Here is a 16,553-nt window from a genome sequence, read left to right as displayed (position 1 = left end):
CGAAATGAAAATAAGAAAATATATCCCATTATTAGCTTTAGCTAGTATGCTGTTAGGGGCTTGCAACGATGATTTCCTTAATGAAAAGGATACCAATTCCTATAACCCTGAAGAGGTATGGAATGATATCAAGTTGGTTGATGCGTATATCGCTTATTTGTACAGAGATACTTTTGAATCGTGGCCGGTTAATTCTGGAAATTTAGCTGATGAAAGTGGTGGGCTTTACGATCAAAGTTATATAACACCGTCAAGCAAGCATATGAAACCCTGGAATTATGAAGAGATCTATAAGATCAACCTCTTGTTTCAGGAAATTGAAAAAGGAACGCTTAGTGACTCGCAAAAGAAGTATGTAAAAGGCCAGGCGTATTTTCTAAGAGCTTGGAATTATTTTAGGATGGTTGTCCACTACGGCGGTGTTCCGATAATTAAGAAACCCCAAACGACGAAGGATGACTTGAATGTGACTAGAAATAGTACAAAAGAGTGTTTTGATTTTATCGTCAGTGATTTGGATGAGGCAATAGCCTCGTTGCCAGACAAATCTGAGGGAGACAACTATGGGCGTATAAGCAAATCGATTGCTTTAGCTTTCAAAGGGCGTGTATTGCTTTATAAAGCCAGTCCTCAGTTTAACCCGTCGAATCCATATGATAATGAATATTGGGACGAAGCTTATACGGCCAATAAAAACGCTAAGGAAACCCTTGAAGCCTTAGGGTATGGATTATTGGATAATTATAATGATATCTTTCTTACTGAGAACCACAAAGAAGCTATTCTACCCGTTATTTTCACAAATCCTGGCAGGACTAATGGGCGTAAGGAACATAGTGTGCGCCCTATCACTGAATCTAAAAACGGAACCGGGGGTGATCAGCCGATTTGGAGACTTGTGAACGCATACCCAATGAAAGATGGAAAACAGCCTGGAGAGTCCATGACCTATGCTTTTGATGAGCAGCGTTTTTGGGAAAACAGGGATCCCCGATTTTATTCTACTATTGTATATAATGGCGCGATATATGAATTGAGTGGAAAATCAGGTAGACGTCAGTATACTGATATTGAGCTAGGTACAACGGAAGATGGTTTTGGAAAAACCCAAGGCTATTACAGAACAGGTTTTTATTCCAAGAAAGGGATTCAAGTTTCGCTTCCCCAAGCCGAGGTTAGTTTAAATGAAGTCGATTGGTTGGAAATCCGATTTGCCGAAGTTCTTATGAACTACGCTGAAGCGGCGAACGAAAAAGGGCTTCAGGGAGAGGCTTTAGAAATATTGAAGAAGATTAGAAAGCGTGCGGGGGTAGAAGAAGGCCCTGACGGAATGTACGGTTTGAAAAATGGAATGGGCAAAGACGAAATACGTGAAGCCTTGTTGCATGAGCGGTATATTGAATTTACGTTCGAAGGAAAGCGCTTTTGGGATCTTCGTAGACACAGAAGGCTAAATACATTAAATGGCATAATGAAATTTGGGCTCGAAGCCAAGCTGAATGGTGAGGTGGACGTAGATAAGGCAAAGGTTTACGGCTATCTTCCGGAAGACTTCACTTATAAAGTTTCAAGGCTTATTGAGAAGGATATTCAGACAGAAGGGGGCGGTATACAGAAATTAACAATGTATATGCCAGATACATATTATTTCTTCCCAATCTCCCTTGATGATTTGGATAAGAATCCGAATTTGAAACAAAATAAGGATTGGGGTGGAGATTTTGACCCGACTTTATAGTATTCATAAAATAGGTATTAGATTAAAAGGCGAGTCCACATAGGCTCGCCTTTTTCTTTGAAATGTGATTTCCGTTAGAATTCATGGGCTTTCACATAGTTTTTTCGAAGTGCGGAGGGGACTTGCCCCGTCCTTTGTTTAAAGAAACGGGAAAAATAAAACAAAGAGCTAAAGCCTAATTCGTAGGCGATTTCTTTTACGCTTTTATCCGTTGTAAGAATGAGTTCCTTTGCCCGAAGCATTTTTAAATGCAGATAATATTGATGTGGCGAAGAGCCTGTATATCCTTTAAATACACGGCGGAAATACGAATAAGACACGTTGTTTTCATCGGCAAATGCCTTCATGTCGATTTCCCTATGAGTGTTTTGCCGAATAAAAAAGCGGGCTTTTCTAACCAATCTTCCGGCTCGTTTATCCGTAAAGGCGGATTGTTTTTTTATTGCGATCAGTGTTCCGATCAAGCTGATCACTAATCCTGAAGCTATTTGTTGGAAACCGGGTTTTTCTGATTTAACCAATTCGAAAACCTTTTGAAACAGTTCCAAAATCGGTTCGGATAACTCACAATTAATAACTGGATCATTTGGCGAAAGAAAATGTTTTGCGAGAACCTTCTCAGCCATTTCCCCTTTAAATCCGATATAAAGCTCTTCCCAGCCTGTTTCCGGATTTGGTCTATACCGATGCCATACCCCCGGGAAAAGCAGAAAAACGGAACCGAGGCATAAGTCAAAAGAACCTCTCTCTGTTTCCAATACGCCCGTACCTTTGGTTATATAAATAAGTTGAAATTCGTCCAGTACCCGTCCTCTTTGCCAAGTGAAGAAATACCCAGATGGGTGTCCTTTTGGCGGATATTCTACATTCTTTGGAATCTCCGCAATACCACTCACGTTGACATGAAGGCCCCATTCTATATCATCTTCATTTGGTATCAAATATTTAAAAAAATCTTTCATGTAGGAAATGGTTAGAAGTAGCGTAAAGGATGTTATGATGGGGAATATTCTTTCTCACCGATATTTTATCGTAGTTATAGAGTCAAATCATAAATGCCTGAAAATATGTTTATTATAGGTGTCTTGAAGAAGTTATAATAGCCAATTTGGTTTTAAAGTTGATTTATGTTCTGAAATTAAATTGTTGTCTGTTGAGTATTCTAAAATAGAAAAGAATACAAACTTACGGCAGTTCCGTTTTGGCTTCATATAAACAGAATTTTTTGCAAAAAATCTATCGGAATATAGGCTTTTTCTTTCGTGCTATGCAGAATCGATCTTATGAATTAGCTAGGGGAATCGGGTTTGAATTCGTTACAAATATTAATAAAATTCTCTTGTGATTTTTGGTTTAAAAAGTGACATTTTCCAGTTTACTGGAGTAATGTTAATGTATAATTGCATTATATTCTTTGCATAATAGCCCATTAGTTTCTATATCGTAGAATATTATAATTATAGTCTTTTGGCCGACCGAGAGTAAGGTTGAAAATGTGGCTAAATAATCCATTTTTGTTTGTTTAGCCTTGTTTTTCGTCTTATTTGTTTATGTTGTAATTCTTGGTTTAGTATAATTTAAGTTCTTTTGGAGCGTTTCCTGCAGATCTTTGGCTATTAATTGGGCCTGTCTATATTTTCCTCTATGTACGTTCAAATTCAGTCATTTCGGGCACAATTATTTTCTACTGGTGTAAGCCGTTTTGTGGCCTTGCTTATCATATGTTTGATAGTTGCTCTTCCAAGCGCTGTTATGTGCCAAAAAAGCAATAAAACAATCAATACTCCTTTACGGTCTGTCTTTGATAGCATTTCGGATAGATACGGGGTAAGTATAAGTTATAACGAGGCTTTGGTGAGTGAGATTTCCGTGAATTGGAATGTTGTGGAGTCGTCGCGTACAGTAGAAGAGGCGTTAGAAATAGTATTGGAGAATACGGGACTGAGGCATGTGATGCTAAGCTCCAAACATGTGGTTATAAAAAGGGAAATAAAAAAAATTCCTGAGATTATTACAGGAAAGGTTCGGGATGAGAAAGGTAAAACTATTCCTGGAGTATACGTCATGATACAGGAGTCCGGTAACGGAACTATTACTGGAATTGACGGCAATTTTACTTTAGCGCTTAAACCGGGTGATTCGATATTAAGGTTTTCAGCGATGGGGTATATCTCGAAAAAATATCTGATAGGAAATAGTTCTAATATTGATGTAGACTTATCTCCTAAAGTGACAGAATTGTCAGAGGTAGTGGTTACCGCATTGGGGATAAGCCGGCAAGAAAAAAGTTTGGGATATTCAGTGACACAACTCGGAGGCAACTTTATCAATGAAAATGAGGTAGTGCACGTATTAAATGGCTTGACTGGCAAAGTAGCGGGTGTAAATGTAAGAAATACCAGTCCAGATCCAGGTTCCTCTGTTTTGGTAACTATAAGGGGACAATCGTCTTTGACAGGAAACAATCAGCCATTATTCGTAATTGATGGTATCCCGATTGTGTCCAATCACCGAAATATCTCGCAGTTTCCAAGCACCTCTGTCGATTTCGGGAATCCTATAATCGATATTAATCCTGACGATATTGAAAGTCTTTCCGTATTGAAAGGCGCCAGCGCAACAGCTCTTTACGGTTCAAGGGCGGGGAACGGGGTGATTCAGATAATGACTAAAAATGGCCAGCAGGCAAAAGATGGTTTAGGCATTGTTTTTAGTTCCACCGCTATGTTCGATAAACCAACCCTTTTTCCTGATTTTCAGAATACGTTTGGAGCTGGAGACAGGGAAGGTACGTTTCAAACGGTATCGACATCAAGTTGGGGGCCTCGTTTAGATGATGGTTCACAAAGAATACAATGGAATAGTCCTAAAAATGAATTCGGGGAACCGTTGCCAATGCCTTGGTTGTCCTACCCTTCAAGGCATAAGGATTTTTATCGGATAGGCCAAACCTTATCGAACCATATCGCATTGTTTGGAAACATGGATGGCGGTGATTATAGGGTTTCGTATACTAGAATTGACAATAAGGGCATAGCTCCGAATACTGATTTAGGAAAAAACACGATAAGCCTTAATGCGGGGTACGCACTGAATGACCGAATATCCATAAGGACAAACTTCAACTATGTAAATAGCAATAGCGATAATCGTCCTACTAGTTTTAAATCGGGAGATAATGTAACTCAAACTGTTTTCAGAACAACCCCAAACATAAATATAAAAGAATTAAGGGGCTATTGGGTGCCGGGGGAAGAGGGAAAACAGCAACTTTCTCATTTTAACGATGGCGTTGACAATCCGTATTTTTTGGCTTATGAAAATACGAATGCATTCAGAAGGCATCGTTTAAACGGGTATGTCTCCGTTCTTTTTAAACTAAATACTAGCTTTACTTTAAAGGTCCGAAGTGGATTGGATTATTATGACGAACGGAGAGAAGGGCGAAATGCCTTTAGTTCATCTGAATACGAGACTGGGGCGTTTTCTGTAGAGGAAATATCGTTTACTGAGCAGAATACAGATTTTTTGCTAACCTATGACAAAGGCTTTGCCAATGGTTTGGATTTTTCCGCTTCGGTTGGGGGCAATAGGATGGACCGCATTTCTAAAAATAGGCTTCGTTATACTGATAGACTAGTGGTGCCCGGAATTTTCAATTTGGAGAATGCTGTTCCCGAAGCGTTGCAAAAACGGCGGTTTAATACCAAGAAAAGAGTGAACAGCCTATATGCGTTGGGGCGTATTGGGTATAAAGATATGATAAATCTAGATCTATCTGTCCGAAATGATTGGTCAAGTACTTTACCTCCTGACCGCAATTCATATCTATACCCTTCCGCATCCATGAGTTTGATATTTTCAGATTTACTAAGAATCGGAAAAGGTCCTTTATCCTTCGGGAAATTAAGGGTTGGATGGGCGGCCGTCGGTAACGATACTGAGCCTTATCAGTTATATAATGCTTATAGATATGGAGCCGAATGGGATGGAGTAAAAAGGGCAAGCACAGATTTTACATTAAAAAATCAAAACCTCAGGAACGAGAAAAAAGAAACGTGGGAATTTGGGACTGATTTGCGTTTTTGGGAGGATAAAATCGGATTGGATATAACTTATTATCATAGTAAAAGTAAAAACCAGATAGTGTCGATTCCAACGACTATAGCCTCGGGGTATGATCGAAAAATAATCAATGCTGGAGAAATAACTAATAAAGGCTGGGAAATAGCTTTAAATGCTGAACCGTTTACTGGAAAAATGAATTGGCAGGCTGGTATTGCTTTTACCTGTAATGAGAACAAGGTAGTTAAGCTTCATCCTGGAATCAGCCGTTTCCGGATTAATTCTACTTCCGGAATTTATGAAGAGGTAGTGGAAGGCGGAGTAATGGGGGATCTGTATGATAGAAGAACCTGGAAAAAAGTGGAGACAGGTCCATATAAAGGAGAATATGAATTGACTTCGGAAGGCTATCCTATTCGTGATAACCGTTGGAAAAACGTAGGGAATTATAATCCTGACTATATGGTAGGTATTCATAATGCGCTTACGTTTAAGAATCTAAGATTATACTTTTTGTTTGATTGGAAAATAGGAGGTGAATTTTACGCTTATACCGCAAAAAACCTTCTTTCGGATGGACGAACGAAAGTTACGGAAAAAGGGCGCGATAGGGCTACAGGAGGTTTGGCATGGGTGGATAGTAACGGTAATTCTCGGAATGACGGAATGATAATACCCGGTTACATCAAAAACGATGATGGTTCGTATAGGCGAAATGAGAAGATAGTTGATCCCGAAGACTATTATGGTAGCATATATTGGGACTTTGAAGAGTTTTCCACTTTTTCGGCCAGTTATTTAAAACTTAGGGAAACTACGCTTACCTATACCTTTGGGAAGTTTAAAAAGCTTCCATTTCGTAATATTAGCTTATCGTTTATAGGGCGTGATTTATGGGCTTGGTATGGTTATGACGATGATAACGATAACGAAGATTTTATTTTTAAAGATTATGACCAAGGGTATGACCCTGAAACACAAGTATCGGCTGACGGTAATTTCCGTCAAGGAGTTGGGGCTTGGGCTTTGCCTGCGACTAGAAGTTATGGAGTTAAACTTTCATTTGAATTGTAAATAGCGAAATAAGAATGAAAGGGATATCACCAAGATTCATCGTCCTGTTTCTCGTTGTCGCTTGTACCTCTGGTTTTGAGAAAATTAACGACAACCCGAATGATCCGACAACGGTTCCGCCTGAGGATATACTTGCCGATGTGATCATTCAGACCGCTTACAGCTATCAGGAGGCGTCTACGATTGGCCCATCCGTCTCTGCCTCCCGCTATTTTACTAAAATCAGAAATGAGACGGATGACTTGTTCAATTGGACTGGAGTTAGTTGGAGAGATCAGTTTAAGGCACTTTCTAACAACCAAAATTTGCTGGATATGACTGAGGGGCGAAAGGACTTAAGTCATCTGCATGCGATTGGATTGATTATTAAATCATTTAATTTTTCATACCTGACGGACCTTTATGGGGATATACCGTATTCCGAGGCGTTACTGTCCAAGGATGAGGATATTATTTACCCTCAGTATGATAGCCAAGAAGATATTTACAAAAATATAATGGCGGATTTGACTCTAGCCAATAACATGTTGTCGAAGCCTGGTGAATTGCCTGAATCCGGAGATATATTGTATCATGGCAACGCGCTGGCTTGGCGTAAGTTTGCGAATTCTTTACGCTTAAGGATGCTTATACGTATGTCGGGAAAAGTATCGGTGCGGGAGGATATTCAATCGATGATGGACCAGCCAGATGTCTATCCTTTGATATTGAATAATAATGACAACGCCTCGCTTCCGTACGTAGGAACGTTGGATGAATACTCTTGGATTTTTTATAACAAGCGGTGGTTAATGAACAGGTACCGGCCCAGTAAGATTTTTGTTGATCTGCTTCTCCGTCAAGATGATCCCCGGCTGGAAGCTTGGCTAAGTCCCGTAAATGCGTGGATAGCAAGTGAAAGATGGATTGACAAAAACATGTATGTGGGCGTTCCCCACGCCATTCCTAATCCATATGAATATAATGGGGGGGAAGACTATATATCATCTCTTTCGGATGTGTATTTAGAAGAAAGCCATTCACACGTAGAGGCTATGATGATCAATTGCTGTGAAGTATATTTCAATTTAGCTGAGGCGGTACAACGGCTAGGGGTAAAAGTGCCTGGGAATACGGATGAAAGCCTTTATTATAAAGGAATAAGAGCGTCTATGCGACAATATGGAGTCGAGGCGGAAGAAAAGTTTTTTAAGAGCGCAGAAATTGCTTACAACGCAAGTTTTGAACAACTAATTATTCAAAAATGGCTATCCTTGTGGCTGACTGGTGCCGAAGGGTGGTTTGACCATAGAAGGACGGGTTTTCCTAATTTTCCTATTGGGGAAAGGGCCGTGCAGCGTACAATTCCGTTGCGTTTTCAATATCCTCCTGAAGAGATGGCTACGAATGAGGAAAATTATAAAAAAGCGATTGGGCAACAAGGTTGGCTTGACGACGATATAAATGAAAAGATGTGGTATTTGAAGGTCGGGGATTAGGGGATAAATAAAGTACCATTCACAAGGCGAAATTGTCCCGCATTGTGAATGGTTTTGTCCTAAGGGAATGAATTATGTCGTTTGAACTTCTTCTAGTCCAAGTAACCATGATTCGGCCTCGGTTTCTTTGTTGAATAGTTTGACTTTTGACGTTTTCTTGAGCTTTTGGCCTATATTTTTTGTTGCGAAGCTAGCAAACACATCATCCCCCGTTACTAAGGCTACATGCATCTGTCTCCCGGCTTGTTCTGACATAAGTGGAATGAGTTCGTCGGTTATCATTTTTTGACGTGATAATGACAAAACCCCTATTCCTACAGTATTCACAAGGAGACGGTGTTTGATTTTAGATGTTTTCTGGAGATTCACTAATTCTCTGTGAATCGAATAAAACTCTTCATCTGTACTCGAATTGAAAAATCCGAGGTACAAGAATTCATTTTTGTTGTATTTTAAATTGAAAATATCCATAATGATTCCAAAAAATCTGAAATAAATGTGGTCGTATTAAATGTGGTCTAGCAAATAATGTCACGACCAATTGATCGAAACTTCGTTGTAATAAGATTCAAATAAATAAAATAATATCTTACAATAGTTGGTTTTTCATCTTTTAAAACCAGTTGTTGTATAAATAAAATTTAAAATATTATATTTTTTAATATAAAAAAACAACAAGTAACTGCGATCTTGGAATAATTATTTTTCCATATACTATATGGAGTGAAGAAATGTTTGCGCGAATTTTAATTGTAGCTTACAACATAAAAACAAATGCTAATATAATATATGTGACTTTAATTTTTGTTGTAATTTATTGATGCGGTTCAAATAATATTAACTTTGATATAATATCAATTCGTTGATTCCATGAAATTTTTTGAACTAGATGATCGAGGAATTTACCCAAATGACGCATACCCGCTATGTGGTAGGTTACTTTCTGTCTCCGAAAAATGGCGTCTTGGTATTGTCGGGTTGTCTAATTTGGTTATCATTGATTTTTCTCCTTCCATGTCTGCTTTTGTTCCCGCTTTTGAGGTTAATGCCCGTTGGGAAAGGACTAAATGCGGTATGTTTGTCCGTTTTCATGAAAATGAGAAGTTGCGGGGATTGGCGATTGGGGAAAGGGAAGTACGTTCATTGGAGATCTTGCGTTTGACTGAAAATCCTGGAAGAAGAAAAAAAGAAACGAGGATCCGTCGTTTTTTATTAAGAACAGGAATAATCTCTTTACCGGACGAAGAGGCATATTTGAGAATTGATTTCGGAAAAGAAGACTTTTTATTTTTTCGATTGCCCATTGAGATGCTCTCATGCGCAAAGCGTTTTTTTCAAAGTGGAGATCTTAAGAGTAAAACCGTATATAGGGAGTCGGTGCCCGAATCATTCCAGATTTCCGACCTACTGATTTTCTAAAACCCTGCTGACATAGGGCTGTCACCTGTGCCCATAATTTTGCTTTTGTAATCGTCGCGGTAGTGGCTGAATGACTTCAACTATCAAAACCAAAAGCAAAAACTCATGGATGTAGCGACCAAAACATTTGAATTGGCTTATTACCAGATAAAGGCTGAGAGTAAGGAATCGTACCTGAAAAATTACGCTAAGTTTGTTTCTGAAATTGGTAAGTCGGGAGGGTTTGAAGGGCTGGAGACGTACAAGAATATTGATAATGAACTCGAGATTCTGGACTACGCCGTTTGGGAATCTCCGGAAGACGCTCGTAAGGCTGACGAACGGGTGCAATCCGATGAGGTATTTGGAGAACTTATGGAGCCCATTGATCAGATCCTAATGTTTGAGAATGTTGGCTTGGATGATTTCTATGAGAGTGATTTTGGAGGTGAGGCCGGTTTTTTGGAGCTAAATGTTTACACGGTCGATGGTTCTCAAGATGCGGAGTTTCGTGAAGTTAGGGAGCGGTTTTACGAGAAAGCTTTGGCGGATAGTCATGGAATGATTTCGGTGGCTTGTTATCGTTCCGGTAAGGATTCGAAAACTTGTATTGATGTTTTGTTGTGGGACAAGAAAGAATCCGCTGATGCTGCGCACGGACATTTAGGTGATTCTTTGGTTTTCAAAACTTTTCAGGCCAGCGTCAAGGAGATGAAGTTGTTTAAACGCTTCAAGCCTCTTTTTGAGAATGAGAAATTGGATTTTTTCAAATCGGATAAAAACTATTACCAAGCGGGAGATACTGTTTGCGAGGTGATTTTGCCTTCGGTTTCTTATTTGACAATCGAAGGACAATCATCGCCGGAAAATGACCTTTTTCAGAATGCGATCAGAAGTATTCAAGCCTCGGCGTATTCGGTGAAAAGGAAATGCCAGGAAACGGGCTCCGATTTTGTTATTCCGAAATTGGAGGCGCTCTGGTGGGTGGATTCTGAAAAGGATTTTGAAGAAACTCCGATGGACGAATGGCATTGGAAATTATTGCTCCGGATGCCTGATTTCGCCTCTGAGGACTTGATTCAACAAGCGGTATCCGAACTGTCCGACGAGAAAGGTTGGGAGAATCTATGTTTACTGAAAACAGAAACAAGAGATGGCGGAAAGTGCCTGCAGGTAATGCATATCGGACCGTATGAAGAAGAAAGCGTTTCGATTAAAAAGATTGTCGATTATGCGGAACAGAGTGGCTTGACAATAAAGCCTCCGCACCACGAGATATATGTGAGCGACCCTAGAAAAACGCCGGAAGCCAGACTGAAAACAATTATCCGGTATTTTGTGGACTAAACCTTGAGATACGAAAAAGGCCTGCTGTGTAGCGGGCCTTTTTCTATTTATTCTGAATCGTTTGATTAAGCCGGTTTTTTACAGCCTTCCGGTTCCGGAGTGCTTTCCGGTTTGAACGGATCGAAGTAATCGATCTTTTCCCTTTTGTATACCGGCAAAGTCAGTTTAAGTCTATGCCCGAAGTTGTCGAAATCTTTGGCCTCTTTCTGCGTCCAAGCGGCTTCTGAAAGAGCCGTCATTCTTGGGAAAAGCATAAAGTCGAGACGTTTTTCGGTTTGGATCTGTTCGGTCCATACATTGCCTTGGATTCCCATAATCAGGCTTTCGTCCAGTCCCTTAATCTCTACTGGCATTTGCGGATAATTGTAAACGCCCGCAAGGTCGCCGAATTTACCGCCCCAGCGTCTGCCTACTTGGTGTGTCGAGTCCTGTACGAAATCGAAATACAACGGAACCCTTGGGCAGAGAATCGTCTTGTAACCCTTGCGCATCGCAGTAGCCAAATCCTTCGGCCTGTCGTGTCTCCACCACATCACTACGGCGTTGTCCGGCTGTACGCCAGCGTTTACGATTTCGTCCCAACCCATAGTTACGTGTCCGAGACTTTTGATATAGTCGGCCATGCGACGGTTGAAATACTGCTCCACTTGCTTGATGTCGGCAAGTTTTTCCTTTTTCATCAGGGCTTTTACATGGCGGTCGGTTTTCCACTCGTGGTTGCCGAAGTGTACTTCGTCGCCACCGTAGTGGAGATAATGGCTAGGGAAAAGATCGGCCGTTTCTTTCAGAATATCTTCCAAATAAGCGTAGGTGGCCGGGTTTCCAGGGTTGAAAGTAAAGTCAGGATACCTTTCCGATCCGCCTCCCGAAAACTCCGGATACGCGCGGTTGGCCGCCGTGGCATGGCCCGGCATATCAATTTCAGGAATCACCTCGATAAAGCGCGCCGAAGCGTAATCCAAAACCTCGCGGATATCCTTCTTGGTATAGAATTTCGCGGGATCACTTGGCTGGCAGTATGATCCTTTTCCGCCTTCGGTCGTGAGTTTCGGGTATTTTTCGATTTCCAAACGCCATCCCGGTTCGTCGGTCAAGTGCCAGTGGAATTTGTTTAGCTTGTGCAGGGCCATCATATCCAGGATCTGCATGACTTTCTTTTTGCCGAAAAAGTGACGCGATTCGTCCAGCATTACGCCTCTCCACCCATAGCGTGGCGCGTCTTCGATTTTGGCCGAAGGCAGAACCGTTTTCTGGATTGTTTTTGTCTTGTCAGGAAACATCAACAACAAAGAGCGTGTGGCGTAAAAAGCTCCGGCCTCGTCCGGCGCGGTGATAGTGGCCGTCTTGTCGTTTATGTCGAGCGTGTATGACTCAGGAGTTCCTTTTGTTGATTTTGAAATAATAATGGAAGCGTTCTCTTTTACCAATTCGGCTTCGACTCCCGCATATTTCGACAAGTCTTCTTTCAGTGCCTCGGCGATAGATTTCAGCGACGGATCAGTAACGGATATTCCGAATTTCTTTTCCAAAACCAGAGCGCCCCCAGTGTAATTGATTTTGTTAGGTTGCGGAATTATTCTGGCTTCGGTTTTTGCGTAATCAATTTCTTGTTGGCTTGGTCCGCAAGAGATTAAAAATGCTGCGAAACAAAGCGTAATTGCGAAAAACAGTTTTCTCATCGCTGTCAATTTGGTGGCTCCGATATTAGCCGGTTTAATTTGTGTAAAAATTTTATAGATCAAATATATGAATAAAATCAAAAGCATGAGGGTGTTTTCTGTGTTGTAGGGGCGGGTATTAATGGGTTTATTTAAGAAAAATTTAATAATATGCTTCAGATATCTGTTTTTGATTGTTTAGGATTCGTGTTTTTCAAAAAATATAACTAAGGAAATGGCCCAGCATTGATTGCCGAGCCATTGGTAAGGCTTTTATTTTTTCGCTATCCGCTGTTCGTGTCCTGTTATCTCGGTTATAATTCCGATAAGGTGATCGCTCTGTTCCCGGTTCAGTTCCTCGGCTTGGTAGTACAAGATTTCCCCCGATTTATCGATCAAAATCATGGTCATGCAATTGTTGACGTCCCCGAGGTTCCAAGCTTTTTTCAGAATGTGTTTCGGGTCTGTCAGAATGGTCGGTTTTTGTTCTTTGTATGCCCGCTCTTTTATTCTGACGGCCCAACGCACTAGTCCGTTCGGGAGTGCGGTGTCTTTTAGGTTGACAATACCGAAACAGAAGAAGTCGATATCTTTTGGCAGTTTCAGCGCTTCGAGTTGGTCGATGAAATACTTGTTTTTGTCAGGTTTGTCAGGATCGGCGTAGAAAATCAGCAGGTTTTTCTCGCCGAACGAAGGCAAAACGACCGGTTTGTTTTTCGAATCTCTGATTTCCACATTCTCCACTTTGTCACCTACTTTAAGCGTTGTGTCTTGCGCAAAGGTCAGTTGCGCCGAAAGCGTAAGAATCAATATCAAAATGACGTTTCTCATTGTCTCGGTATTTTGGCGGAAGCGTATTCCGCGTTAGAAGGCTTCTCCCATCCTCAGGTAGAAACCTACGGGTTCGTTTGGACTTGCCGCTACGTCGGCCCTCAGGTACACTTTCCCTTTTTTGTCGAAAGGAACGCGCAGGCCGGCGCCGTAGTTGAATTTCATTGTCGAGAAATTCGGGTCGGTGAATTCGTCCGTTACGTTACCCATTCCTCCGAACACCACGCCGCGGATACTTCCGTAGATCGGGTAGCGGTATTCGACTTGGGTGTAGTAAAGGTTTTTGTCGCGGTAACGTCCGGGGTAGAAGCCACGGCCTACCGAAAGGCTGGTGCCGAAAGTTTGGCCGAAGCCGGGCATTTTGTCGTAAGGTACGTCTCCGAAGTTCCCGTTCAGATAGGTTTGGGCAGCGAAATAATGTCCCGGTTTAAGTTGCCAGTATTTTCTAAGGTCAAGTGTTACGTTGGCGAAGTTCATATCGCCGAAGTAGTATGAACTGGAAACCTCGAAATAACTGCCGTTTGCCGGGAAACGGATATTGTCTCGCGAATCGTAAATTAATCTGGGGCCTAGGCCCAAAACCTGATAGCCTTCGCTACCCGGCGCCCCATAGAATATGGATTCTGTTGGATCTTCTAACCTGTCGCCATCTTCGTCAGTGCTATAGGCGTCAAACAGGTTTGCGTAGTCTATCGAGGCGCCGACAAACCATCCGTCGGAAATTCGACGAAGACCTTCGGCCCAGAATTGGGCGTAGGTTTGGGATATGTATTCTTTTGCCTGTTCCGGATCATTTTTTTCGTCGCCTATGCCGTAATAGTTGAGTGGGAAGTAGCTGTAGTTCGCTTGTCCGCGGAGTCGCCAGTTATCTTGCCCCATCGACATATCCCACATCGACCTAAAGCTATATTGTCCGTATATGGTATAAATAGCTGTGGCCATAGCTGTGGACTGCTGGTTTCGCAAGTCGCGGTTATGGTGCCAGTAGCCTTGCAGGTTTGCGCCCAAGGCCAACCCGACTTCAGGAGAAGAGAAAATTACGGGCAAGGGCAACAGGCGCATGTTTCTCTTGACTTTGAGGGAATCCGGAGAATTTACGGTACGCTCGATCAGGCTGAGGTTTTCCTTCCTCAGTTTTTTCATAGCCTGCCTTTCCTCTTTGGTATGGACTTCCACCTTGTATTGCTCGTCGTCCTCCTTTTTCGTTTGTCCTAAGGCGCCCGATGTGGTGAAGAGCCCGAACGACACGAAAGCGATCTTTATAAGGTTTTTGTTCTTTTTCAAAGCTGTGCGTTAGAGTCGGTCGTGTAGCCGTACAGGTCCAAGGCGAAGCCCCAGTGCTCTTTGACCAAGTCGAGCGTTTCCTGCTTATACTGGTAGGCGTTTTTCTTGTAGTTCTTCTGCTTGCCGATGTAGGCCTCAAATTCGGGCTTGGCTTTCTCGAAGTCGGATAGCCCGAGTCGCTTATACACCTTTTCCAGCGTTGCCATATTATCAGCCTCAAGCTCCTCAAAGCTCAGCTCTATAAGGTTGCCTTCTGGAATCATGCTCTTTTCGGCTTCGTACTTCCCGATCACTTCCTTATATACATGAAGAATATTGCGTTTCATCTCGTCTTCGGAAATTTTCTGGAACTTCAGGCTCGGGATGGTGCCCATAAAGAAGTTCAGCGTCGATTCGAAAACGGTGAACGGATTGCGGTAGATGTAAACGAATTTGGCGTTGGGGAAAATCTGCAACAGTTCCTTTACGCGTGATGTGTGCGGCGGATTTTTTGAAATAAATCTTTTGCCTCCCGTATTCAGCATAGCTTTTTTCGCCAGTTTCAGGTAGGTCTTTTTCCATTCCACAAACTCGGCGTCCGATATAGTGTCGAACTTCAGGTACTTGTCGCAGTACTCTATGGTGTTTTGCGGGAAAGACCAGAAATTATAGAAACTGTGCGGCGACATATTGCCGATTGCAAATTCCTCTTCTTGCGGAAAATCCACGGCCAATTCCACGTTGTCGGTCGCCCGTTTTTTGGGCATCATCATTCCCATGGTCGATTTGAAAAGCCATTGGAACGAAAGTAGAAAGTTGGGGAATACCCCTTGGTAGGTGGTCACGTAGCCGAATTGTTTGTCTCGGCACATGAGGTTGTGCAGGTGAGTGGTGCCGCTACGCCAGTGACCGAGGATAAAAACGGGAGCCTCCTCAAAGTTATAGGCCTCGACCTTATTCCTGTTTTTAACTTCCTCAATCGCCATCATCGGGCTTGTCAGCATACTGACAAGTTTGGTGGCGCGCATTCTCTTCCTGAACGGACCTTCGATTTTCCTTCCGGTTACGGTTTTTCTAAGGGTGTTGTATCGGCTCCCTGAAAGGGGAGTTATGGCGGGCAAATCAAAACTGTTCTTGCTCATCCTTATGTTTGTTTTAGCGAAAGCCGGTAATTAAGCTTGCGTAAATATCAATCCTATTAATAGTGTTTATTTGAACATAATGATGAATTTGAGTTCCGTATGAAGGCCCCGTAGGACAACGAATGATGCGTGAATTTATAGATTTTTCTTCAAATGATTTTTCTGTAATATGTCTGTTATTGATGTTTGTAGTAGGTGTTTTAATTTTTTATTTATCTTTAATTCAGTGTTTTGTGTTTGTTTTTGATGTTTTGTAGGGTGGATTTATACTTTTCTATTTTTGAATTTGTAGAGATGAAAGTTTAGAAATATTCACTGGCTAATAGTTGTGTAAAAATAGTATAATATTAATTTGTTGGTATTCATGAGTTGTTCGATTAGTACGAATCAAATCTTTTAAATGCTTTGGCTATTTTGTGTGAAAATTATTGTTGAGAAAAGTGCTGCGAAAATAATTTTGACCCTTAAGGAAAAATGCCGGTTTATAAGGGAGAAAGACCATACACAAGCCTCGCAAAATTCGCTTTAGCGGCGTAAATTAGTCAGGCTTTAAAGTTTG

At 41.6% G+C, this 16,553-nt stretch carries 11 protein-coding genes; 5 read left to right on the top strand and 6 right to left on the bottom strand.

What is annotated here, in order from left to right; translation table 11 throughout:
- Positions 1–4 precede the first annotated feature (4 nt).
- Positions 5–1,738, top strand: coding sequence for a RagB/SusD family nutrient uptake outer membrane protein (locus AABK39_RS22895; RefSeq protein ID WP_338395334.1), 1,734 nt, complete (start codon positions 5–7; stop codon positions 1,736–1,738).
- Positions 1,739–1,812: 74 nt separating this feature from the next.
- On the opposite strand, the gene AABK39_RS22890 is transcribed toward AABK39_RS22895, so the two are convergent.
- Positions 1,813–2,700: a helix-turn-helix domain-containing protein gene (locus AABK39_RS22890; RefSeq protein ID WP_338395333.1), complete on the bottom strand. Its 888-nt coding sequence runs from the start codon at positions 2,698–2,700 to the stop codon at positions 1,813–1,815.
- A gap of 682 nt (positions 2,701–3,382) precedes the next feature.
- Here AABK39_RS22890 and AABK39_RS22885 point away from each other — a divergent pair.
- Both AABK39_RS22885 and AABK39_RS22880 read left to right on the top strand, forming a co-directional pair.
- On the top strand, positions 3,383–6,877 hold the full coding sequence (locus tag AABK39_RS22885) for a SusC/RagA family TonB-linked outer membrane protein (RefSeq protein ID WP_338395332.1): 3,495 nt from the start codon (positions 3,383–3,385) through the stop codon (positions 6,875–6,877).
- 14 nt (positions 6,878–6,891) lie between these two features.
- Positions 6,892–8,355: a SusD/RagB family nutrient-binding outer membrane lipoprotein gene (locus AABK39_RS22880; RefSeq protein ID WP_338395331.1), complete on the top strand. Its 1,464-nt coding sequence runs from the start codon at positions 6,892–6,894 to the stop codon at positions 8,353–8,355.
- A gap of 72 nt (positions 8,356–8,427) precedes the next feature.
- On the opposite strand, the gene AABK39_RS22875 is transcribed toward AABK39_RS22880, so the two are convergent.
- On the bottom strand, positions 8,428–8,826 hold the full coding sequence (locus tag AABK39_RS22875; protein ID WP_338395330.1) for a hypothetical protein: 399 nt from the start codon (positions 8,824–8,826) through the stop codon (positions 8,428–8,430).
- A 399-nt stretch (positions 8,827–9,225) separates the two neighbouring features.
- On the opposite strand from AABK39_RS22875, the gene AABK39_RS22870 reads away from it, so the two are divergent.
- Positions 9,226–9,774: a hypothetical protein gene (locus AABK39_RS22870; RefSeq protein ID WP_338395329.1), complete on the top strand. Its 549-nt coding sequence runs from the start codon at positions 9,226–9,228 to the stop codon at positions 9,772–9,774.
- A 105-nt stretch (positions 9,775–9,879) separates the two neighbouring features.
- The gene (locus AABK39_RS22865; protein ID WP_338395328.1) at positions 9,880–11,100 is read left to right on the top strand and encodes a GyrI-like domain-containing protein; all 1,221 of its coding nucleotides are present in this window, start codon (positions 9,880–9,882) and stop codon (positions 11,098–11,100) included.
- A gap of 65 nt (positions 11,101–11,165) precedes the next feature.
- On the opposite strand, the gene AABK39_RS22860 is transcribed toward AABK39_RS22865, so the two are convergent.
- The 4 genes from AABK39_RS22860 to AABK39_RS22845 all read right to left on the bottom strand — a co-directional run bounded on the left by AABK39_RS22860 (position 11,166) and on the right by AABK39_RS22845 (position 15,994).
- Positions 11,166–12,779, bottom strand: a complete 1,614-nt coding sequence (locus tag AABK39_RS22860) for a beta-N-acetylhexosaminidase (protein ID WP_338395327.1) — start codon at positions 12,777–12,779, stop codon at positions 11,166–11,168.
- Positions 12,780–13,031: 252 nt separating this feature from the next.
- Entirely contained in the window at positions 13,032–13,589 is a 558-nt protein-coding gene (locus tag AABK39_RS22855) for a YtfJ family protein (RefSeq protein WP_338395326.1), read from the bottom strand.
- A gap of 33 nt (positions 13,590–13,622) precedes the next feature.
- Positions 13,623–14,873, bottom strand: a complete 1,251-nt coding sequence (locus AABK39_RS22850; protein WP_338395325.1) for a BamA/TamA family outer membrane protein — start codon at positions 14,871–14,873, stop codon at positions 13,623–13,625.
- Complete coding sequence (locus tag AABK39_RS22845) at positions 14,870–15,994, bottom strand: sulfotransferase family protein (protein WP_338395324.1); 1,125 nt, start codon at positions 15,992–15,994, stop codon at positions 14,870–14,872. Before AABK39_RS22845 ends, AABK39_RS22850 begins: the two co-directional genes overlap by 4 nt.
- Positions 15,995–16,553: the final 559 nt, after the last annotated feature.

This window comes from Fulvitalea axinellae, assembly GCF_036492835.1.
GTDB lineage: Bacteria > Bacteroidota > Bacteroidia > Cytophagales > Cyclobacteriaceae > Fulvitalea > Fulvitalea axinellae.
Note: the sequence above shows the minus strand (reverse complement) of the source record. Positions and strands in the feature narration are given on the sequence as shown.